A 22,710-nucleotide genomic window follows, 5' to 3' on the forward strand; every position below is an offset into this window, starting at 1 on the left:
GCCGCAGCCCAACGCCCTCGATCGGCCGCGAAAACGCAATCGTTCGACGCCGCGCGCCGATCGACGCCTCGCAAAAAAGTCTCATATCGGGAACTGCTCCCGCACGCCCGATTAAGCAAAGCCCTCGCAAGCGGGAGAGGGAGCGCATCGCCGTCGCGGCGGCGCTTTCACCGCCACGGCTGCACGATGATCTTGGTATGCATCTCGGGATTGGCGAGATCGGCGAACGCCTTGGCGACTCCGTCGATGCCGACTTCGGCCGTCACCATCGCGGCGGCATCCACCTGCCCTTCCGCGATCAGGCGCAGTGAGCTTGCGAATTCGTCCGGCGTGTAGCCGAGCACGTACTGGACGCTCAGCTCCTTCATGATGCCGAGCATGGGCTCGCTTCTGTCCGTCTCCATGCAGACGCCGACCACGACGATGCGTGCATCGCGCGGCGCGCCTTCGAACACCTGCTGCAGCAGGCCGGGCACGCCGACACATTCGAAGATGACCGCCGGCTTCAGCGCCGGCAGCATGGCCCGGAACGGCGGCCGCGCCGCCTTCTCCGCCTCCGACATCTGCGCGTGCTCGGCCCACGTCGCATAAGGCTGCGAGACCCGGGGATCGACGACGACGTCCGCGCCCAGCTTCGCCGCGAGCGCGCGCCGCGCCGGCGAATAGTCCGCGGCGACGATCGGGTGCAGGCCCCTCAGCTTCAGCGCGGCGATCACCGCGAGGCCGACCGGGCCGCAGCCGATCACGAGCGGCACCTCGCCGCCGCTGATATTGGCTTTTGCCACGGCGTGGACGCCGACCGCCAGCGGCTCGGTGAGCGCGGCATGCTCGGGCGCAAGGCCGTTGGGCACCTCAAGCAGCAGCGCTTCGCTGAGCAGCATCGCCTCGGCGTAACCGCCGATATTGTCGTTGGAATAGCCGATGCCTTCGATGCCCTGCGGCGTCAGCAGCGCCGGGAGCGAGCAGACGCGGGTGCCGGGCTTGAGCTTGCGTTCGGTGCCGGTGCCGTAGTCGACGATTTCGCAGCAGAACTCGTGGCCGAACACGACGTCACGGGAGAGGTCCATCGGCTTGCGCCCGACCTTCTGCGCCATCTCCACCATGCGGTGGGCGTGTTGGCGCGCGTGCAGGTCGGAGCCGCAGATGCCGCAGGCGAGCGTCCTGACCAGCACCTGGCCGGGGCCCGGGTTCGGCTCGGCGATCCGGTCGACGACGATCTCTCCGTTCCTGAAAATCGCGGCCCGCATCCGGCTCCTCCCGTAATGTTTGGAGCGTGATATCACAAAGCGCGAGGAGCGAACTTGCGTCAGGCGTTCGGGGAACGCTCTTCCAGCACCAGGAGCTGGGCGCGGCGGACACGCTCGCGATGGGCGATGTAGAGGCCGCTCGCCACGATGAAGGCCGCGCCGGTGATGGTGAAGACATCGGGCACTTCGCCGAAGATGAAGAAGCCCAGAATGCTGACCCAAAGCAGCTGCGTGTAGGAGAACGGCGCCAGCACAGAGGCATCGCCGTAGCGATAGGCCAGCACGACGATCCACTGGCCCGCGGTCGAGGCGATGCCGATGAAGATGCCGAGCGCGATCGCGGTCCAGGACGGTGTGACCCAGACGAACGGCACCAGCGCGGTCAGAATCGCAAGGCCGGTCAGCGAGGAATAGGCCATGGTGGTGACGACGGCCTCGCGTCCGCTCATCATGCGCGTCAGGATCAACGTGCCGGCCCAGCACGCGGCCGAGACCAACGGAAAGAATGCGGCGGGGTGAAATGCGCTGGTGCCCGGGCGCAGGATGATCAGCACGCCGATCAGGCCGAGCGCGGTGGCGAGCCAGCGCCGCATGCCGACCTTCTCGCCGAGGAAGACGATCGAGAGCGCAGTGACGAACAGCGGCGCTACGAAGCCGGTGGCGGATGCCTCCGCGATCGGCAGGAAGCCGAGGCCCGTGATGAAGAACAGCGAGGAGCCAAGCAGCGCCGCCCCGCGCATCACGTGAAGGCCGGGACGCTTGGTGCGCATCGCATAGAGCGGCGAGGCCGGCAGCATCACCGGCGTGAACAGCAGCGTGAAGGTGAGGAAGCGGATCCAGGTGATCTCGATCGAAGGCAGGCTGGCCGCCAGATACTTCGCGGTGACGTCGGAGCAGCCGAGAAACACCGTCGAGAGCAGGATCAGCGCGATGCCCTTGAAGGGATGATCGACGCGCGCAGGCGCGCGGCGAGCCTGCTGCTTCTTCTCCGGCGCGGGCATGGGGATACTGTCGAGCCTTGCGGCTGCGGCGGGCGGCGGTGTCACGGCTGGAACCCGGGCAAAATGCGAATCGAGAACGGTCGTAAAAAACGACAAATGCGCCCCGTTAACAACTTCCGAAAACAGGATGCCGATATGCGCCGGCCGCCGCGCGCGTCAATGCTCCGTTAATATTGCCCGTTGTGCACTACAGCATAGGAAGGCTGCGCGGCTTCGGCCCGCGGGGAAACGCCGCGTCCAGCGCGGCAATCTCGTCCTTCGTCAGCACGAGGTCGCCTGCCGCCGCATTCTCGCCGGCATGTTCCGCAGACGAGGCCTTCGGAATCGCCAACACCGTAGTCGCACGGGTGAGAAAGCTCAGCGCGACCTGACGCGGCGTCGCACGATGCGCTTCCGCGATGCGCGCCAGCACGGCACCGCCCTTGCTGCTGCCTGCCGGGAAATCGTCGTGGCCGAACGGCGAGTAGGCCACGACGGCGACATTGTGCCGCTCGCACCACGGGATCACCGCATGCTCGATCGCGCGTTCCTTCAGATGATAGAGCACCTGGTTGCACGCGATCCGGCCCTCGCCCGCAACGTCGAGAATTTCCTCGAGATCGTCCGCGTCGAAGTTGGAGACGCCCCAGGACTTGATCTTGCCTGATCTCACCAATTCCTCGAACGCAGCGACGGTGTCCTCCAGTGGATAGGAGCCGCGCCAGTGCAGGAGATAGCAGTCGAGCCGGTCGGTCTTGAGCCGCTTCAGCGAGCGCTCGCAAGCGCTGATGGTTCCGCGGCGCGAGGCGTTGCTGGGCAGCACTTTCGAAACGAGGAACACCTCGTCGCGCCGGCCCGCGATCGCATCCGCGATGACGAGTTCGGCATCGCCATACATCTCGGCGGTATCGATATGGGTCATGCCGAGATCGAGCCCGCGCTGAAGCGCCGCGATCGCACGCTTGCGATCGCCGTGGTCGAGATACCAGGTGCCCTGCCCGATGATAGAGACGTTGGCGCCGGTCTGGCCGAAGGGATGTGTGTTCATGCTTGATCTCACAGTCCGCTGATATCCGCTACCAGGACGCTGCCGGTCGCGGACTCCGTGATATAGAGACGATCCCTGTTGGCGCCACCGATCGCGACATTGGTGCAGTTCGGTCCCGCGCACGACTTGATCCGCGCGATCAGTTCGCCGTTGGGCGCGAACACGAAGACATGGCCGAGCGAGGCATGACCGACGAACAGGCGGCCCTTGGCATCCATGGTCATGCCATCAGGACCGCTGGTGCCGAACAGCGAGCAGAAGCGGCCGACCTTGGACACGCTGCCGTCCTTCATGAAGGGCAACCGCCACACCGCGTTGTCGCGCGTCATCGCGACGAACAGCACGGTCTCGGTCGGACCGAGCACGAGACCATTCGGGCTGATGCCGGTGTCGATCAGGCAATCGAGCCGGCCGTTCGACGCGAGACGATAGACCCGGCCGCTGGGGTCGTGCAGCCCGGTCTGGCCCTGATCGGTGAAATAGACGTCGCCATTGCTGGCGAGGTGGAGATCGTTGCAGCCGCGGAACGATTCCGAATTGCGCGCGGTCAGTACCGGCTTGATCCGTCCGGCCTTTGCATCGAGCTCCATGATGCCGTGCATGTAGTCGGCGACCAGGATGCGGCCGTCGGATGCGATCTTCAGCCCGTTCGGCCAGCCCTCGTATGCGATGACCTGCGACCACTCGCCGTCACGCGCGATACGGAAGATGCGGCCGAAGGGAATGTCGACGATGTAGAGGTTGCCATCCTTGTCGAATGAAGGACCTTCGATGAAGGAGTCCGTCGGCACCCCCGGGCGGTTGGCGTCGGCCCAATCGGTCCGCTCGCCCCTGCAGCGGAACTTGTCGGGCATGGCGGTGAAGACTCTTGTCTCGATCAGGCGCGGCGGCGTTTCCAGGTACATCATCGCTATTGTGGTTGTTGAGGAGGAGCACGCGGCACCATAGGGGACAATTGAAGGCGCGTCGATTGAGCGGAGATCACGGCTGCGCCAGGAGCACGAGCACCAGCCTACGCCACTCTCGTGTCCCGGACGCGCTGCAACGCCCCAGCGTTGCGGCGCAGAGCCGGGACCCAGGAAGCCGCATGGGTCGCTGCAACATGGGCCCGGCTCTGCAGCACATCACTTCGTGCTGCGCAGCGTCCGAGGCACGAGACCTCGTTCGCCTACCCCGCGGCGCTCGCGACCTTGGTCTGCTTCACCGGCACTTCCGTCGTCGCGATCAACCGCTTCAGCTCGGGGATGCAGGAGCCGCAATTGGTGCCGGCCTTGAGCCTGGCGCCGATCTCGGCGACGGTGCGCGCGCCGCCGGCAATGGTGTCGCAGATGGAGCCGCGGCCGACGCCGAAGCAGGCGCAGACGATCGGACCGGTCGAAGCGGCGCCCTCTATCGATTTGCCGGACAGCAGCATGCGACGCTGCTCGTCGGTCACGCGGTCGGCGGCGAATGCGCTTTTCACCACCTCCCAATCGCCGGCATCGTGCGCGGGTCCGACGAACAGGCAGGTCTCGATACGATCACCTGCGAACGAGGCGGCGCGATAGACGCCGCCGCCGAAGTCGCGGTATTCGGCAACGTCCTCGCCGGCAACACCATCGAGCCAGGCCGGCCAGCGGGCGAGATCCGCATTGTCGGCAAAGAGATAACCGAAGCCACCGGCGACCGTTACGCGCGTCCACAACAGGTTCTGCGGCAGATTCAGCGGCTTGCGCGACAGCGCGAAGCCGCGGAAGACGAATTCGTAAGGCGCGATCGCGGCCGGCGTCGCCTTGGCCTCCGGCTGGCCCGAGAACGGATCGGTGAAGGACTGCACCAGCGCGCCGACGCGGCCGTGCGAGGCGTTCGTCGCGCTCCAGTGGATCGGCACGAACAGGGTGCCGCGCTGCTGCCGGTCGCTGACGACGGCCTTCAGGATGCACTGGCCGTAGTCGGTGGTGATGCGGGCATAGCCGTCATGTGCGATGCCGTATTTGCTGGCGTCATCGGGATGAATCTCCACGAACGGCTCCGGCAAATGTGCGCCCAGCCGCTGGCTCAGCCCCGTGCGGGTCATGGTGTGCCACTGGTCGCGGATGCGCCCGGTGTTGAGCCGCAAGGGTCGCGACGGACCGGTCTCGCCGCGCAGCGCCGGCACCTCCGGCGCGATGAAGCGGCCCTTGCCGTCATTGGTGAAGAAGCCGCCTTGCGCAAAGAAGCGCTCGCCGGGCGTCCCGCCCTCGCGCGCGGGCCACTGCACCGGCTTCAGGGCGTCGAAGGCTTCGTCGGACACCGAACCCAGCGCGCCGATATCGAAATCGCGGCTGCCATTGTTCTCGAAGGCCGAGAGGGCGGCGTGCTCGCGAAAGATATCGGCGGCGGATCTGTAGTTGAAGCTGTCGCCGAAACCGAAACGTTTTGCGATCTCGCTGAGAATCCACCAATCGGGGCGCGCCTCGCCCGGCGCCGGCAGGAAGGCGCGCTGGCGCGAGATGCGCCGCTCGGAATTGGTCACCGTGCCCGACTTCTCGCCCCAGGCCAGCGCCGGCAGCAGCACATGCGGGCCGGCCTCGACCGTGTCGTTGGAGAGCACGTTCTCGGAGACCACGAACAGTTCGAGCTTCTTCAGGGCATCGCGGACCATGTCGGCATCCGGCAGCGACACCGCCGGGTTGGTGCCCATCACCCACAGCGCCTTGACCTCGCCGCGGTTGATGGCCTCGAACAATTGCACCGCCTTCAGCCCCTCATGGGTGGCGATGCGCGGCGCCTTCCAGAACCGCCTGACACGATCGATGTCGGGCGGCGTGAAACCCATATGGGCGGCGAGCATATTGGCGAGGCCGCCGACCTCGCGGCCACCCATCGCATTGGGCTGGCCGGTGAGCGAAAACGGCGAGGCGCCCGGCTTGCCGATGCGCCCCGTCGCAAGATGGCAGTTCAGGATGGCGTTGACCTTGTCGGTGCCCTGCGCCGACTGGTTGACCCCTTGCGAATACAGCGTGACCACCTTCGCGGTGTCACGGAACATCCTGAAGAAGGCGGCGACGTCCTGCTCGGAGAGGCCCGTGGCAAGCGCCGTCGCCGTGACGCTGCCGGCGATGTTGCGCGCACGCGCCAGCGCGTCGTCGTATCCGCTGGTGTTCTGCGCGATGTAAGCCCGATCGAGGGCGTCGCTATCGGCGAGATGGACGAACAGGCCCGAGAACAGCGCCGTGTCGGTGCCGGGCCTGAGGCCGAGGAACAGGTCGACATCGCCGGCGGTGTCGGTACGGCGCGGGTCGATCACGATCATGCGCGCGCCACGCTCCTGCCGGTTCTTCAGCATGCGCTGGAACAGAACGGGATGGCACCAGGCCGCATTCGAGCCGACGAAGACGAGCAGATCGGCCTGGTCGAGATCCTCGTAGCAGCCGGGCACGGTGTCGGCGCCGAAGGCGCGGCGATGACCCGCGACTGAAGAGGACATGCAGAGCCGCGAATTGGTGTCGACATTCGCCGTGCCGACAAACCCCTTCATCAGCTTGTTGGCGACGTAATAGTCCTCGGTGAGGAGCTGGCCGGAGAGATAGAAGGCGACCGCGTCGGCGCCGTCGCGCGCCACGATGTGCTGCATGCGATGGGCGACATGATCGAGCGCATCGCTCCAGGCGACGCGCTCCAACACGCCCTTGCAGCGGATCATCGGGTAGAGCAGCCGGCTTTCGAGCCCGACGGTCTCGCCGAGCGCGGAGCCCTTGGAGCACAGCCGGCCGAAATTGGCGGGGTGGTCGGGATCACCGGCGATAGCCGCCCCGCCCTTGCCGTCGGGGGTCGCCAGCACGCCGCAGCCGACGCCGCAATAGGGACACGTCGTCTTGGTGGTGCGGAGGTCTGGATCGATCGCCGTCATCGTCAAACAGCCTTGTCAAGCAGCCTTGGAGGGACGCGCAAGCGCGCGGCCGAACATCATGTCGGTGCGGATCGCCGCGACCTTGTCGCGATTGCGGATCAGCTCGAGATACCAGAGCGCATCGACGGTATCGCCGATCAGCACGGCGCCGGTGAGCCGGCCGTCGGCAATCACGAGCTTCTTGTAGGTGCCGCGGCTGCGGTCCGACAGCACGAGGCTCTCGCTGCCCTCCCCGCCCATGAAGTCGCCGGCGGAGAACACGCTGACGCCGGAGACCTTCAGATTGGTCGAGACCACGCTGCCCTGATAGGCGGCGGGGCGGCCGGAAAGATGCCGCGCCAGCACGCGCGCCTGCTCATAGGCGGGCTCGACCAGGCCATAGCAGCTGCCGCGATGCTCGGCGCATTCGCCGAGCGCGAAGATGTCGGGCGAGGAGGTCTGCATGACGTCGTTGACGACGATGCCGCGATTGACCGCGATGCCTGCATCTTGTGCCAGCACGACGTTCGGCTTGATGCCGGCAGCGAAGATCACGGCGTCGGCTTCGATGCGGCTGCCGTCGGCCAGCTCGACGGCTTCGACGTGGCTCTCGCCGTGGACGCGGGCCGTCGACGCGTTGACCAGGATGCGGATGCCCTTGCGCTCGACCAGCGTCCTGAGCAGGTCGGCCGCGGGCGCATCGAGCTGTCGCTCCATCAGCCTGTCCATCAGATGCAGCAGCGTCACGGGGGCGCCGGCCTTGGCGAGACCATAGGCCGCCTCTAGCCCGAGCAGGCCGCCTCCGACCACGACGACGCGCTTCTTCGCCGCGGCCAGCGTCAGCAGCAGGTCGACGTCGCGGGTATCGCGAAAGGTGTGCACGCCGGAGAGATCGGCACCCGGAACGTTGAGCCGCAGCGGCGTCGAGCCGGTGGCGAGGACGAGCTTGGAATATTCCATGCTTTCCTCGCCTTCGATCTTGAGCTCGCGGCGACCGACGTCGATCTCGGTGACGCGATAGCCGTAGCGCACCGTGACGCCGCGATTTCGCCACCAGTCGGCCGGCCGCAGCTCGATCTCGTGCGAGCCGGTCTCGCCGGCCAGCACGGAGGAGAGCAGCACACGGTTGTAAGCGAGCCGCGGCTCCTCGCCGATCACGGCGACCGCGTAGCGGCCGAGCGCGGTCTTGGCAAGCTCGTCGACCAGACGCGCGGCCGCCATACCGTTACCGACGATGACGAGCGGTTCACTCACAAGGCATCTCCTATTCGGCGGCCTGCGCTTGTGCGCCATAGGCCTCGGACATCATCTAGCCGGACAACACGCCATAGGCGTCGGTCCAGGCTGCGGCGAGTTCAGGCGTCCAGGCTTCGCCAAGACCTTTCTCCAGGGTCCACAGCAAGGTCGCGCCGACCACAGGGTAGTGCTCGGCCTTGGCGCCATAGGCGACGTGTCGCTTGGCGAGGGCGGAGGCCGCGGGAAGAATCGACTCCGGGTTCGACAGGCCGCCGACCACGGCAGCGAGCATGCCCATCAGCTTCTTGCGCTGCTCGGTCATGTCCACGGGAAACATCGCGCGCACGGACGGCGCCACCTCGAACAGGCGATCGTAGAACAGCACCGCGGCGGCTTCCGATATCGGCGCGACCTTGGAGAAGCTCTGCTGAATGAGGGCGATCTGTTCCGGCGTCATGATGTTCTCCTGTCTGTTTCGGTCTGCCTTCGTCCGCGCCATTGCGGAAGAAGTTCATGGATCAAACGTCATCAGAGAGACTTCTCCCCGCGTACGGAGAGAAGCGACATTCGTGCCAAGTCTCTATCGTCTGAGCATGATCTGGTCGGAAAACCGCTTCACACTTTTCCGGATCATGCTCTACACACGCGCTCCGGCGAGGCTTGGCGCGCCTTCACCCTGCGGGCTGCGACGCAGGTAGAACCACCAGGTCAGAGCGAGACAGGAGGCGTAGAAGGCGAGATAGATCGCGAGCGCGAGCTGCGGCCCGCCGGTCATGGCGATCGACTTGCCGAAACCGCTCGGGATCAGATAGCCGCCGACGGCACCGATCGCGCCGATGAAGCCGACCGCTGCGCCGCTTTCGATGCTCGCGGTCTTCAGGGCAGCGCTACGTGCCGCGTCGCCCTTGCCGCGCACCTTGAACAGGTTCTCCTCGCGGAAGATCGAGGGGATCATGCGGTAGGTCGAGCCGTTGCCGATGCCCGTCGTCACGAACAGGATCAGGAACATCGACAGGAAGCCGACGAAATCCTTCTGCCCGACGTAGTAGAGCACGCCGACCGTAGCGCCTGCCATCACGATGAAATTCCAGAAGGTGATGATGGAGCCGCCGACCCGGTCTGCGAGCCAGCCGCCGAGCGGACGCGACAGGGAGCCGACCAGCGGGCCCAGGAAGGCGATCGAGATCGTCACGGTGGGGAATTGCGTCTTGATCAGAAGCGGAAACGCCGCTGAATAGCCGATGAAAGACCCGAACGTGCCGATGTAGAGATACGCCATGATCCAGGTGTGCTTGCGCTTGACGATCGCAAGCTGGTTCTTCACCGACGATTTCGCCGTGGTGAGATTGTTCATGAAGAACACCGCGCCGAATACCGCGATCGCGATCGGCAGCACCCACATCAGGCCGGCATTCTGCAGGAAGATGCCATCGACCGGTGTAGCCTGGAACAGGTTGAAGACGGCGAGCGTCATCAGGATCGGGGTCAGGAGCTGCACGCTGGAGACACCGATATTGCCGCCGGCCGCGTTGAGGCCGAGCGCCCATCCCTTCATCCGGTCGGGGAAGAAGAAGGAGATGTTGGTCATGCTGGAGGCGAAATTGCCGCCGCCGAGACCCGCGGTCGAGGCGACCAGCAGCATCAGCCAGAACGGTGTGTCGGGCTGGCTCACGAAATAGGCGAGCGACAAGGTCGGAATGAACAGGATCGCCGCACTGAAGATGGTCCAGTTGCGGCCGCCGAACGTCGTCACTGCGAAGGTGTAGGGAAAGCGCATCAAGGCGCCGATCAGGCCCGGCACGGCGACGAGCTGGAACAGCTGGTCGGTGCTGTAGTGGAAGCCCGCCTGCGGCAGCTTGGTGGTGACGATGCTCCAGATCAGCCAGACCGAGAAGCCGATATGCTCGGCCACGATCGACCAGATCAGGTTGCGCCGCGCGATCGTCTTGCCTGTCGCGTTCCAGAACGCCTCATCTTCGGGGCGCCAGTCAGAAATCCAAGTGGGACTCTTCGTCATTGCATATCCCTTCCAGTCTCACCGCTGCGTCGTTGCAGGCTCAGCCTCCAGACAAGGAGGCGCGCTCCGAAGCTTCACCCCGGTGGCGAGTTCACGATGCTGATTTGATGATGTTGAGGGACGTCGTCGTTGGCGTCGCGCAAAGGCGCTTCAATTTCCGTGCCAGTTGCGCGCATCCTGGAAATGCAGCGATTTCAGGATGTTGTTCGTGGCGCCCGAAATGTTCGCAGGGCTTTCTCGCACGCTAAATTTGCGATTCGCTCAATCCTTGTGCGACGCACAAGGATTGAGCGAGGTGTCAATTATTTGGGCGCGTGCATGTCATTGCGTTAAACTTTTCGTTTACGCGGCCTCGACGAAGCGGTGACGCTCGTAGAGGAATTCGAGCACGCGCTGGCGGCATTTCAGATAGGTCGCGTTGGTCGCGAGCTCGAGCCGCTTGCGCGGCCGCGCCAGCGGCACCTCCAGTACCTCGCCGATGCGCGCGCTCGGCCCGTTCGTCATCATGACGATGCGGTCGGAGAGCAGCACGGCTTCGTCGACGTCGTGGGTGATCATCAGAATGGTGTTGCAGAGCTTCTGATGCAGCGCCATGACCGAGTCCTGCAAGTGGGCGCGGGTCAGGGCGTCGAGCGCGCCGAAGGGCTCGTCCAGCAACAGCACCTTCGGCTCCATGGCGAGTGCCCGCGCGATGCCGACGCGCTGCTTCATGCCGCCGGAGATTTCGGACGGGCGCTTGTCCCTGGCATGAGCCATCTGCACGAGGTTGAGATTGTGCATCACCCAGGCGTCCCGCTCGGCGCGGGACTTGGTCCTGGCGAAGACCTTGTCGACGCCGAGCCTGACGTTCTCGTAGACGGTCAGCCACGGCAGCAGGCTGTGGTTCTGGAACACCACGGCGCGATCGGGCCCCGGCGAGTTCACCTCGCGGTTTTCCAGCAGCACGCCACCCGTGGTGGCGCCGGTCAGCCCTGCGATGATGTTGAGCAGGGTCGACTTGCCGCAGCCGGAATGGCCGATGATCGAGACGTACTCGCCCTTCTCGATCGTGAGGTTGATGTCCTTCAGCACCTCCGTGCTGGCGGCGCCGCGGGTGAAGACCTTGTCGATGTGGTCGAGCTTCAGGTAGGCGGTCATGTGCCCTCTCCTCTCAGTTCTGCGCGGTGCCGCGGGTGACGACCTTGCCGAGGCCCGCGATCAGGCGGTCCAACACGAAGCCGACGATCCCGACATCGAACAGCGCCAGGATGATCTCGCTGATATGCGAGGAGTTCCAGGCGTCCCAGATGAAGAAGCCGATGCCGACGCCGCCGATGAGCATTTCCGCTGCGACGATCGCCAGCCACGACAGGCCGATGCCGATGCGAAGGCCGGTGAAGATGTAAGGCGCCGCCGCCGGGATCATGATCTTTGCGAAGAACTCGAGCGGATTGAGCTGCACCACGGCCGCGACGTTGCGGTAGTCCTGCGGGATGTTGCGGATGCCGACCGCGGTGTTGATGATGATCGGCCAGATCGAAGTGATGAAGATGACGAAGATCGCCGAGGGCTGGCCGTCGCGGAACGCCGCGAGCGACAGCGGCAGCCAGGCGAGCGGCGGAATGGTACGCAGCACCTGGAACAACGGATCGAGCCCGCGCATCGCCCAGACCGACTGGCCGACCAGCACGCCCAGCGCGATGCCCGCGATCGCCGACAGCGAATAGCCGAGCGCGACGCGCTGGAGACTGGCGGACAGATGCCAGAACAGGCCCTTGTCGATGCCGCCATGGTCGAAGAACGGATCGAAGATCAGCTCCTTGGTGTCGTTGAAAACTTTCGACGGCGGCGGCAGGGCCGAGCCGGCGCGGCGGCAGACCAGCTCCCACACCAGCGTCAGAAGCGCGATCACGACCAGCGGCGGGATCACGCGCACCGCGGTTTCGCGCGCCATCCGTGCGTAGGTCTCGGCGCGCGGCGGACGCTTCGGCGTCAGCGCGACCACCGGCGCCGCAACGGCCGCAGGCGCTGCGGTCTCAAGCTCAATCTTCGTGGCAGGCATGTTCATCGAAAATCCCTTTTCCGGCATGATCAGGACGATGCGGCCGCCCAATGGGCGGCCGCAGGGCTGCATCAGACTTCGACGCGCTTGATCGCGAGCGACTTCAGATACGCCGCCGGATTTTCGGGATCGAACACCTTGCCGTCGAAGAAGGTCTCCTTGCCGCGCGAGGTCGAGGTCGGAATTTCCGCGGCAGCGACGCCGAGCGTCTTGGCCGCATCGCGCCACATGTCCTCGCGGTTGACCTTGGCGATCAGCGCCTTGGTATCGAAGCCGGGCTCGTACTTGCCCCAGCGGATGTCCTCGGTGAGGAACCAGAGATCGTGGCTCTGGAACGGATAGGAGGCGAAATCGCGCCAGTACTTCATGATGTGCGGCGAGTTTTCGACGACCTTGCCCGGGATGCCGTAATCGAACTTGCCTGCAGTGCGGTCGAGCACGTCCTCGACCGGGCAGTTCATCCACTGCCGCTTGCCCATGATGGCGGCAAGCTCGGCCTTGTTCTCGGCCTTGTCGGACCATTGCTGGGCTTCCATCACGGCCATCAGCAGCGCCTTTGCCGCTTTCGGGTATTTGTCGACGAAGGCAGCGCGCATGCCGAAGGATTTTTCCGGATGCTTGTTCCAGAGCTCGCCGGTGTTGACCGCGGTGTAGCCTATCTTCTGGTGGATCAGTTGCAGGTTCCAGGGCTCGCCGACGCAGAAGCAGTCCATGGTGCCGACCTTCATGTTGGCCACCATCTGCGGCGGCGGCACCACGATGGTCTCGATGTCCTTGTCGGGATCGATGCCGCCGGCGGCGAGCCAATAGCGGATCCAGAGGTCGTGGGTACCGCCGGGGAAAGTCATCGCGGCTTTCACCGCCTTGCCCGACGCCTTCTTCTTCTCCAGCGCGGCCTTGAACGGCGCCGCATCGACGCCGAGCTTGAGGTCGGCATATTCATTGGCGACGGAGATGCACTGGCTGTCGAGATTGAGCCGCGCCAAAATGTACATCGGCGTCGGCTGGTTGTTCTGCGTCACCTTGCCGGCCGAGATCAGGTACGGCATCGGGGTCAGGATATGCGCGCCGTCGATGCCGTTGCCTTCCGAGCCGAGCACGAGGTTGTCGCGCGTCGTGCCCCAGGAGGCCTGCTTCTGCACGTCGATGTCGGGCATGCCGTATTTGGCGAACAGGCCCTTGTCCTTGGCGACGAAGAGCGGTCCGGCGTCGCTGAGTGCGATGAAGCCGAGCTTGGCGCCCTTGACCTCGGGGCCTGAATCCTGCGCGAAGGCGCCGGCCGGGAAGTTCAGTTTTGCGGCTGCGAGAAGTGCGGCGGTCGAGCCGATGGCCTTCAACAATTGACGGCGGCTGAGGCCGGTCGTTTCCGAGGGCCGGCGGGTGCGCTTGCTCATAGGCTGTATCGTCCTTTGCGTCTGTGCGGAATGATTTGCGGCTGTGCGCGCGAGCGGCCCGTCCGTCCGGTGGCGCCGACTTTGGCGCATGCGAACGCGCGACGGGGGAACCCCCGTCTGGTGGCGTCAGCAAATCGGATGAGATGTCTCGCGGGACGGCTTCAATGGCGTCGAGCGGAGCCATTCAAGCTTCATGCCAAGCTCAACGCTGTAAAAGTCAATAATGGATCAATGCCTTAGGTTGACCGAGCCAAACTGTCGCACGTCGGTTCCGCATCCGAAATTTGCGGCCTGCACAACCCTTGTGCGGCGCACAAGTCTTGTGCAGCAGCTTAAGTAAAAGGCCGGGGCGGCCTCAGATTCAGGTCCAGCAGAGCGGCATCGCATTGAAATTGCTTGATGTTTCTGAGGCGAGCTACCGGCACGCAACTTGCATTTCCTTCGCCGTCAACGAAGACTGCGGCTCGCCGCATTGATGCAGCCTCTGGCGGCTGCATCCCGGAAGCTGACCTGCTTCGCGGCCCTCCTGGCTCAAAGTCCTCGTGACGCGATTCCCAAAGCTTCCTGATTTTCCATAGCCCTCGTGCGCGGCAGGCCAGTCCGCACGGCCGATCACGTTCAGCCGCGCTCTCCGGAGCGTGTCGATCTCACTTAGGAAGCAAGGGAACCATTGATGTCGTATCTCGCGCCTTCGGAATTCGTCACCAAGATGGTGGATGCGGGCGAGTCCAAGATCTTCATGTCCACCCGGGATACCATCATCCGCGCCTACATGGCCGGCGCCATCCTGGCATTGGCAGCCTGGTTCGCCGTCACGATCAACGTCAACACGGGCCAGCCGCTGATCGGCGCGCTCTTGTTTCCGGTCGGCTTCGTCATGCTCTATCTCTTGGGCTTCGACCTGCTGACCGGCGTCTTCGTGCTCTCCCCCCTCGCTCTGATCGACAAACGCCCGGGTGTCACGCTCAGTGGCGTGCTGCGCAATTGGGGTCTCGTGTTCGTCGGCAACTTCGCCGGCGCCTTCACCGTGGCCTTCATGATGGCTTTCGTCACGACCTTCGGCTTCACCCAGGCGCCCGACAAGGTCGGCGCGGCCATCGGCAATATCGGCGAAGGGCGCACGCTGGGCTATGCCGCGCACGGCGCGGCAGGCATGGCGACGCTGTTCCTGCGGGGCATGCTCTGCAACTGGATGGTCTCGACCGGCGTCGTCGGCGCCATGATCTCGACCTCGGTCCCCGGAAAGGTCATCGCGATGTGGATGCCGATCCTGGTGTTCTTCTACATGGTGTTCGAGCATTCCGTGGTGAACATGTTCCTGTTCCCGTCGGGCCTGATGCTGCACGCCAAGTTCTCGATCATGGACTATCTGATCTGGAACGAGATCCCGACCGTGCTCGGCAACCTCGTCGGCGGCCTCGCCTTCACCGGCATGACCCTCTATGCCACGCATGTCATGACCCTGCCGAAGCGCCAGGCCGGCAAGGCTGCGAAGCCCCGCGTTGCGGCCTGATCGAATCCATCTCGACAGGGGAGCCTCGCCCGAGCACGGTGAGACTCCCCTTTGCCGGTGGCGACGATGACCCGCGGACTCCAGATTTCGGTCGGCCAGCATTCCGACAAGGGCCGCAAGCCCATCAACCAGGACTTTCACGGCGTCCTGATTCCGGAAGAGCCGCTGCTCAGCCTGAAGGGCATTGCGGCCGTCCTCGCCGACGGCATCTCCTCCAGCACGGTGAGCCAGATCGCCAGCGAGTCGGCGGTCAAGAGCTTCCTGATGGACTATTACTGCACGTCGGAATCCTGGACGGTGAAGACCTCCGCCCGCCGCGTGCTGGACGCGACCAATTCCTGGCTGCATGCGCAGACGCGCAAGAGCCAATATGCCTATGACCGCGACAAGGGCTATGTCTGCACCCTCAGCGCCATGGTCATCAAGGCGACCACCGCGCACATCTTTCATGTCGGCGACTGCCGCGTCTACCGCGTCGCCGGCAAGACGCTCGAGCAACTGACCGACGATCACCGCATCATCGTATCGTCCGAGCAGACCTATCTCGGCCGCGCGCTCGGCATCAATCCGCAGCTCGAGATCGACTATCAGGCGTTCGAGGTCGAGGCCGGCGACACCTTTCTGCTGGCGACCGACGGCGCTTACGAATTCGTCGAGGCACGCTTCGTCACGAGCGCGCTGAACGAGCATGCGGGCGATCTCGACGCGGCAGCGAAGGCCGTCGTCGAGGAAGCCTACCGGCGCGGCAGCGACGACAACATCACCGTCCAGATCCTGCGCATCGACGCGGTGCCTCAGCGCGAGCCGGCCGGTATCTTCAATCAGACCGCACAATTGCCGCTTCCGCCGCTGCCTGAGCCGCGTGCGATCTTCGACGGCTATCGGATCGTCCGCGAGATTCACGGCAGCAGCCGCAGCCACATCTATCTTGCCGTCGACGTGGAGACCGGGGAACCGGTCGCGCTCAAGCTGCCGTCGGTCGACTTGCGCGACAATGCCGCGTACCTGAAGCGCTTTTTAATGGAGGAGTGGATCGCGCGACGCATCGACAGCCCGCACGTGCTGAAGCCGCGGTCACAGTCGAGGCGGCGCAGCTACCTCTACGTCGCGACCGAATTCGTCGAGGGGCAGACCCTGAAGCAGTGGATGATCGACAATCCGCGCCCCGATCTCGAAACCGTCCGCGGGCTGGTCGAGCAGATCGCGGCGGGCCTGCGCGCCTTCCACCGCATGGAGATGCTGCATCAGGACCTCAGGCCCGACAACATCCTGATCGACAAGACCGGCACGGCCAAGATCATCGATTTCGGATCGGTCAGGGTCGCCGGCGTGGCCGAGGCCGCGCCTCGCGAGGAGGCCGACGAAATCCTGGGAACGGTCCAGTATACGGCGCCGGAATATTTTCTTGGACAGGGCGGCTTACCGCGCTCCGACATGTTTTCGCTGGCAGTGATCTGCTACCAGATGCTGACGGGAAAGCTTCCCTACGGCACCCAAATCGCCAGGATCCGGCGCAAGGCGGACGTGCGCAGGCTCCAGTATCGTCCGGCGGACGACGACCGCAATGTGCCGGCCTGGGTCGATGGCGCGCTCAGGCGCGCGCTCCATCCCGATCCCTACAAGCGGCACGAGGACCTGTCCGAATTCGTCCACGAGCTTCGCACGCCCAACCCGGCCTATCTCGACACGCGAATGACGCCGCTGTTGGAGCGCAACCCGCTGATGTTCTGGAAGGTGACGTCGGCGGCGCTCGCCTGCGCGGTCATCGGGCTGCTGGCGCTGCTGCACGCGCGCTAGAGCGCGTGCTCATGAGGCGCAGGCGTGAGCTTCTGGCGGCTAAACGGACATGCGGCTGGTCGGCGCACAGTCGCTTCTTACTCCGAGCGATCATGGGCAAGGTGCCGTTCCGCCCCAGCCCACTTCACACATCCTCGCGTAGAGTTTCTTAGCTACACGCAACCATTTATTAGTATCCTTGCCTGCAGATAGAACTCAACTTGTAATTGATGTTGCAGGGGCGTTTTGCGCGTCTTCGCGGGTGTAGAGGCAATGCGCGGCGTTGCTGCGCTGTCGGTGGTCTGCGGACACGCGGTTAGCGCGCGACCCGACATGGTCGGCCCGGGTGTTGCCGAAGGCGTCCTCACCCTTCTTGCAAGCGGCGTCGACATCTTCTTTGTCATTTCCGGCTTCATCATCGCAACCACGGCGGCGGCGCACCGCGACGCGTTGAGCTTCATCTTCAGACGAGCGGTTCGAATTTATCCGGTCTACTGGCTTGTGTTGCTGGCGGCGTTCGCCAGCTCGTCCTGGATCGATCTGTCGCCGGAGAAACGTCCGCCGCTCGACCTTGGCCTCATCTTCGCGTGGACATATCCGAACTGGTACCTTGGCCCGGCCTGGTCGATTGCTTTCGAATTGCATTTCTATGCGGCAGTTGCGGCCATCCTCGCCATCGCGCCGAACCGGTTGTTCGAACTGCTGTTCGCGGGGCTCGGCATGGTCGTTATTGCCCTCGTATTCCGCCTGCAGCTTGGCATCTATTCCCATCCCCTGGTCCTGGAATTCGGCGCTGGCGCCGGCATCGCCTATCTCCACAGGAACGGTCGATTGCTCTTTTCGCGCCATGCTCTGGCAACTTCAGCCGGCCTGTTCGCTGTCGGATGGTACTGGATATTCGTGTCCGGATCGGCCGACCCGCAATTCGCGCGCGTGCCAACCTATGGCCTCGCTGCGGGATTGCTCATCCATGCCGTGGTGTCCGCCGAGATCGAAGGGCGGTCCTTTTCGCCAATCCTGCAATGGTTCGGCAAGATTTCGTACTCGCTGTATATCGTCCATTACCTGGTGATAAAATGGATGATCAACTTTACCGAGGTGTGGCTGTTATCGACGGCCGCGACAATCGTCGCCGGCATTCTGCTCTCCATCGGCCTCGCCTGGGTCTTGCACATCATCATTGAGGCGCCGCTCATCAGATGGGGCCGCGGGTGGAGCACCGACCAACAGACCTCGGATGCCCAGAGACGAGAGGGGGCCGTGCATATTCCAGCACGGGTCGACTAAGCACTCCGCGCCGGTTCACGCGAGCGGCGATTGCCGTTCTTGGCTGCCAGCTTGTTATCACCCGCCGCCGGCGGGGAGCCGTCACGCCGGCTCCGCCGCCTTCACCCCCAGCGGCTTCGGCGCCATGCCGCCGCCGGGCTTGAGGTGGAATTCGTAGGACATCAGATGCCACTGCCCGTTCGCTTTGGTGCCGTCGGGCATCTCAGCATCGCTGCGCGGCTCGACCTTGGCAACGAGGTCGTCCTTGACGCCGAACACGACGTCGGAATCCAGATACTTGTCGCCGCCGATGAAGACGTGGGTGATCAGCGGCTCATAACCCTTCGCATTGACCAGAAAGTGCACATGCGCCGGGCGCATCGGGTGACGACCCGTCTGCACGATCATCTCGCCGACGGGACCGTCGGTCGGGATCGGATAGCTGCACGGCAGGATGGTGCGGAAGAAGAAGCGGCCGTCATCATCGGTGATGAAGCGCGCCCGCGCCGAGGCGCCGACCTCGTCATAATTCGGCTTCTGGGAATCGTAGAAGCCGTCATCGTCGGCATGCCAGACGTCGACGGGAACGCCGGCGAGCGGCTTGCCGTTAAGGTCGGTGACGCGGCTCTGCACGAACATCCGTTCGCCCGTCTGATTGTTCGGCGAGATGTCGGTGCCGTGCGCGGTCACCTTGTGCTCGCCGACATAGAACGGGCCGAGCACCGTGGTCTGTGTGGCACCCTCGCGGTCGCGATGGTTGACGGCGTCGACCAGCATGGAGACGCCGAGCACGTCGGACAAGAGGATGAACTCCTGGCGCGTGTCGGTGCATTTCTGCCCGGTCCGGGTCAGGAAATCGATGGCGTATTCCCATTCCTCGAAGGTCAGGCCGGTCTTGCTCACGTAATCGTGCAGCGACTTCACCAATTCCTGCAGCAGGAATTTTGCCCGCGTATCAGGCGTCCGGTCGAAGCTCCGAACGACGGCTTCGGTGAGTTCGGTCTCGTTGAACTGCGTCATGATGCGTTGCCCTCGCGTTTTTCTCGTTGGCCCGGGCGGGCTCCCTGGAGGCGTTCCGAGACCGAGCCTACACCAGTCGCCCCAGCCGCGTTAAGCGCAACCGACTTGGAATGGGGCCGCCATTTCGGTATCAACTTTCCGACAAAACGCCCCGGAGGAACTGATGCTCGCCCCCACCCCCGCCTCGCCCGAATCCGTCGGCATGTCCAAGGCCGCGCTTGACCGCGTCGACGCGCATCTGAAGAACCGGTACATCGATGCCGGCCGCTTCCCGGGGACCCAGCTTCTCGTCTACCGCCGCGGCAAGATCGCTCACAGCTCGGTGCAGGGCTTTGCCGACGTCGAGCGCAAGGTGCCGGTCAAGGACGACACCATCTACCGCATCTATTCCATGACCAAGCCGCTCACCAGCGTCGCCTTCATGATGCTGGTCGAGGAAGGCCTCGTCGCGATCGACGAGCCCGTCGCCAAATACATTCCGGAATGGAAGGATCTCGGCGTCTTCGTCGCCGGCACCTATCCGGCCTTCCTGACCCGGCCGCCGTCGCGGCCGATGCTGATCGTCGACCTGCTGCGCCACACCTCCGGCCTGACCTACGGCTTCCAGCAGCGCTCCAATGTCGATGCCGCCTATCGCAGCGAGAAGATCGGCGAGGTCGAGAAGTCCGGCACGCTGCAGACCATGATCGAGGGCCTCGCAAAGATCCCGCTGGAATTCTCGCCGGGCGAATCCTGGAACTACTCGGTCTCAACCGACGTGATCGGCTATCTCGTCGGAAAGATCTCGGGGATGCCTTTCGAGCAGTTTCTCAAGCGGCGGATTCTCGATCCGCTCGGCATGACCGACACCGATTTCCACGTGCCCGCCTCGAAGGCGCATCGCTTCGCCGCCTGCTACTCCGCGGACCCCGGCGGCGGCATGACCTTCCATGCCGGCCAGCGCCGCGAGGGGCTGACGCTTCAGGACGATCCGACGACGAGCTCGTTCCTGTCGCCGCCCTCCTTCATCTCCGGCGGTGGCGGATTGTGCTCGACGGTCGCCGACTATCTCACCTTCTGTCGCGCCCTGCTCAATGGTGGTGAGCTCGGCGGCGTCAGGCTGATCGGGCCGAAGACGCTGGCGCTGATGACGACGAACCACATCCCGGGCGGACGTGCACTGCCGGAGGTGTCGCGCTCGCTGTTCTCCGAGGCCACTTATAACGGCATCGGCTTCGGTCTCGGCTTCGCCGTCACCATGCGCCCGGCCGAGACGCTGATCGCCGGCAGCCCAGGCGAGTACAATTGGGGCGGCGCGGCCACGACCTCGTTCTGGATCGATCCGGCCGAGGACCTGATCACCATCTTCATGACGCAGGTGCTGCCGTCGAGCGCCTATCCGATCCGCCGCGAGCTGCGCAGCATGGTCTACGCTGCGATCACCGAGAGCAATCTGTAACGGATCGAAGCAATCCCGCCGCGTCAGCAGCGGGATTGCACCATCAGGCCGTCATCTAAGCATCTCCGGCACGATCAGACGCGGCAGGAACAGTGACACGCTGGGCCAGACGATGACAGCGGCCAGCACGAGCAGCATCGGGATCAGCATGATCACCGTGTCCTTCAGGGCATAGCGCAGCCGCACGCCGGCGATCGAGCAGGCGATCATCAGACACAGGCCGTAGGGGGGCGTCACCAGTCCGAAGGCGAGCGATACGATGGAGATGATCGCGAACTGGACCGGATGGAGATCGACCGACTTGGCGAGCGGCTCCAGCACGGTGCCGACGATGATGATGGCCGGGATGGCGTCGAGGAAGCAGCCCACCACGAGAAAGCAGAAGGAGATGAAGAAGCCGGCAGTGACAGCTCCCATGCCCCAGGTCGAGACGTTGGCCAGCAGCTCCTGGGGGATCTTGTAATAGGCGAGCAGCCAGCCGAAAGCGCTGGCGGTGCCGACGCAAAACAGGGCCACGCCGGCAAGACGTCCGGTGTCGAGCAAGGCCTTGTACAATTCGCGTAGACCTGTCTCGCGATAGAAGAACATCGATAGCACGATGGAGTAGAGCACCGCGACGCAGGCGGACTCGGTTGCTGTAAACCAGCCGAGCAGAATGCCGCCAACGATGATGAACGGCGTCATCATGGCCGGTATCGACCGCCAGATGGCGTACCGCATCTCGGCCCAGGTCGCCTTCGGATAGGTCGGGTAGCCGCGACGCACCGCATAGACGTGCACCGTCGCCACCTGCGCACCCGCGATCAGCAAGCCCGGCACGATGCCGGCGAGGTACATCGCCGCAATCGAGGTCGAAATCAACCCGCCCCAGACGATCATGAGGATCGACGGTGGGATGACGACTGCGAGAACCGCGGACACTGCCGTGATGGCGATGGAGAAGGAGAGATCGTAGCCCTCCTTGGTCTGCGCATCGATGAAGATCTTCGACTGGCTGGCCGCATCCGCGGTGGAAGAGCCCGAGATGCCCGCAAAGAACACCGACAGCACGACGTTGATCTGCGCCAGCGATCCCGGCCAGTGCCCGACCATCGAGCGCGACAGCGCCACCAGACGGTCGGTGATGCCGCCGATGCTCATCAGGTTCGCCGTCAAGAGGAAGAACGGCACCGCGAGCAGGATGAAGGAATTGTAGGCGTTGAAGGTTTCTTGCGCGAGTGTCATCAGCGACAGGCGTGGCTCGATCAGCAGAATCGGCACGCAGGCAAGGCCGAGCGCGAATGCAACCGGCACGCGCACGATGAGCAGGCCGATGAAGCCTCCGAACAGCACCATCGCGGCCTGTCCGGCAGAAAGTACTGTGCCGCTCATCTCTGTGCCCCGACCAGAACGCGTATTTCATCGATGATCTGTTCACCCGCAAAGACGATCCAAGTCAGGCCGGCCACGGGCCAGGCGACGTGGATCAGCCAGAGCGGCAGATCGGCCAATTCCGACGTTCTGTTCCAGGCAAAACGGGTGAACTCGATGCCGGCGGTTACGAACACCAGCGCCAGCGCCAGCACGCCGAGCCGGGCGAGAATCCGCACCGCGGCCTCCGACCGCCGCGACAGGTCGGGCCACACGTCCACCTCGAAATGCTGCGCCTCCCTCACACCGACCATGGCCCCGATCATGATCGTCCAGATGAACAGGAATCGCGCCATCTCCTCGGTCCAGATGTAGGAGGGAATGAACGGCGTGTAGCGCGAGACGATCTGCAACGTGACGGGGATGACCAGGATGCCGACGCAGGCGGCGAGCAGGAATTCCAGCAATTTCGCATAGGCCGCGGTGACGCGACGCCACAGCGACGGCGTGGACGGGACGTGCATGTCGGACATT

General features: G+C 64.4%; 18 protein-coding genes. 4 read left to right on the top strand and 14 right to left on the bottom strand.

Annotated features, from left to right (window positions below; translation table 11 throughout):
- Positions 1 to 167 precede the first annotated feature (167 nt).
- The 11 genes from EHH60_RS10965 to EHH60_RS11015 all read right to left on the bottom strand — a co-directional run bounded on the left by EHH60_RS10965 (position 168) and on the right by EHH60_RS11015 (position 13,813).
- Complete coding sequence (locus EHH60_RS10965) at positions 168 to 1,247, bottom strand: zinc-binding dehydrogenase (protein ID WP_124159489.1); 1,080 nt, start codon at positions 1,245 to 1,247, stop codon at positions 168 to 170.
- A 59-nt stretch (positions 1,248 to 1,306) separates the two neighbouring features.
- Entirely contained in the window at positions 1,307 to 2,248 is a 942-nt protein-coding gene (locus tag EHH60_RS10970) for a DMT family transporter (RefSeq protein ID WP_199751429.1), read from the bottom strand.
- Positions 2,249 to 2,435: 187 nt separating this feature from the next.
- Positions 2,436 to 3,275, bottom strand: coding sequence for an aldo/keto reductase (locus EHH60_RS10975; RefSeq protein WP_124159491.1), 840 nt, complete (start codon positions 3,273 to 3,275; stop codon positions 2,436 to 2,438).
- 8 nt (positions 3,276 to 3,283) lie between these two features.
- A complete protein-coding gene (locus EHH60_RS10980) occupies positions 3,284 to 4,180 on the bottom strand; it encodes an SMP-30/gluconolactonase/LRE family protein (protein ID WP_124159804.1) in 897 nt (298 codons plus the stop codon).
- A gap of 263 nt (positions 4,181 to 4,443) precedes the next feature.
- Positions 4,444 to 7,146 (bottom strand): nitrate reductase, encoded by a 2,703-nt coding sequence (locus tag EHH60_RS10985; RefSeq protein WP_124159492.1) that lies wholly within the window; start codon positions 7,144 to 7,146, stop codon positions 4,444 to 4,446.
- Between the two features lie 15 nt (positions 7,147 to 7,161).
- Entirely contained in the window at positions 7,162 to 8,379 is a 1,218-nt protein-coding gene (locus tag EHH60_RS10990; RefSeq protein WP_199751406.1) for an NAD(P)/FAD-dependent oxidoreductase, read from the bottom strand.
- Positions 8,380 to 8,434: 55 nt separating this feature from the next.
- Positions 8,435 to 8,818 carry a globin family protein gene (locus tag EHH60_RS10995; RefSeq protein ID WP_124159494.1) on the bottom strand — a complete coding sequence of 128 codons (384 nt, stop codon included), beginning with the start codon at positions 8,816 to 8,818 and terminating at the stop codon, positions 8,435 to 8,437.
- A gap of 180 nt (positions 8,819 to 8,998) precedes the next feature.
- Positions 8,999 to 10,378: an MFS transporter gene (locus tag EHH60_RS11000; RefSeq protein ID WP_124159495.1), complete on the bottom strand. Its 1,380-nt coding sequence runs from the start codon at positions 10,376 to 10,378 to the stop codon at positions 8,999 to 9,001.
- A 342-nt stretch (positions 10,379 to 10,720) separates the two neighbouring features.
- Positions 10,721 to 11,515, bottom strand: a complete 795-nt coding sequence (locus EHH60_RS11005) for an ABC transporter ATP-binding protein (RefSeq protein ID WP_124159496.1) — start codon at positions 11,513 to 11,515, stop codon at positions 10,721 to 10,723.
- Positions 11,516 to 11,528: 13 nt separating this feature from the next.
- Positions 11,529 to 12,425 (bottom strand): nitrate ABC transporter permease, encoded by an 897-nt coding sequence (gene ntrB / locus EHH60_RS11010; protein WP_124159497.1) that lies wholly within the window; start codon positions 12,423 to 12,425, stop codon positions 11,529 to 11,531.
- 65 nt (positions 12,426 to 12,490) lie between these two features.
- The gene (locus EHH60_RS11015) at positions 12,491 to 13,813 is read right to left on the bottom strand and encodes a CmpA/NrtA family ABC transporter substrate-binding protein (RefSeq protein ID WP_124159498.1); all 1,323 of its coding nucleotides are present in this window, start codon (positions 13,811 to 13,813) and stop codon (positions 12,491 to 12,493) included.
- Between the two features lie 673 nt (positions 13,814 to 14,486).
- Here EHH60_RS11015 and EHH60_RS11025 point away from each other — a divergent pair.
- The 3 genes from EHH60_RS11025 to EHH60_RS11035 all read left to right on the top strand — a co-directional run bounded on the left by EHH60_RS11025 (position 14,487) and on the right by EHH60_RS11035 (position 18,389).
- The gene (locus EHH60_RS11025) at positions 14,487 to 15,326 is read left to right on the top strand and encodes a formate/nitrite transporter family protein (protein ID WP_124159499.1); all 840 of its coding nucleotides are present in this window, start codon (positions 14,487 to 14,489) and stop codon (positions 15,324 to 15,326) included.
- A gap of 66 nt (positions 15,327 to 15,392) precedes the next feature.
- A complete protein-coding gene (locus EHH60_RS11030; RefSeq protein WP_199751407.1) occupies positions 15,393 to 17,123 on the top strand; it encodes a bifunctional protein-serine/threonine kinase/phosphatase in 1,731 nt (576 codons plus the stop codon).
- Positions 17,124 to 17,348: 225 nt separating this feature from the next.
- On the top strand, positions 17,349 to 18,389 hold the full coding sequence (locus EHH60_RS11035; RefSeq protein WP_283811817.1) for an acyltransferase family protein: 1,041 nt from the start codon (positions 17,349 to 17,351) through the stop codon (positions 18,387 to 18,389).
- Between the two features lie 81 nt (positions 18,390 to 18,470).
- On the opposite strand, the gene EHH60_RS11040 is transcribed toward EHH60_RS11035, so the two are convergent.
- Positions 18,471 to 19,388: an intradiol ring-cleavage dioxygenase gene (locus EHH60_RS11040; protein WP_124159502.1), complete on the bottom strand. Its 918-nt coding sequence runs from the start codon at positions 19,386 to 19,388 to the stop codon at positions 18,471 to 18,473.
- A 163-nt stretch (positions 19,389 to 19,551) separates the two neighbouring features.
- On the opposite strand from EHH60_RS11040, the gene EHH60_RS11045 reads away from it, so the two are divergent.
- Positions 19,552 to 20,826, top strand: a complete 1,275-nt coding sequence (locus tag EHH60_RS11045) for a serine hydrolase domain-containing protein (protein WP_124159503.1) — start codon at positions 19,552 to 19,554, stop codon at positions 20,824 to 20,826.
- A gap of 51 nt (positions 20,827 to 20,877) precedes the next feature.
- On the opposite strand, the gene EHH60_RS11050 is transcribed toward EHH60_RS11045, so the two are convergent.
- A complete protein-coding gene (locus EHH60_RS11050) occupies positions 20,878 to 22,197 on the bottom strand; it encodes a TRAP transporter large permease (protein ID WP_124159504.1) in 1,320 nt (439 codons plus the stop codon).
- A complete protein-coding gene (locus tag EHH60_RS11055; RefSeq protein ID WP_124159505.1) occupies positions 22,194 to 22,709 on the bottom strand; it encodes a TRAP transporter small permease in 516 nt (171 codons plus the stop codon). The genes EHH60_RS11050 and EHH60_RS11055 overlap by 4 nt, the downstream gene beginning before the upstream one ends.
- Position 22,710: the final 1 nt, after the last annotated feature.

Origin of the sequence: Bradyrhizobium sp. RP6, from assembly GCF_003837805.1 — a bacterium.
GTDB lineage: Bacteria > Pseudomonadota > Alphaproteobacteria > Rhizobiales > Xanthobacteraceae > Bradyrhizobium.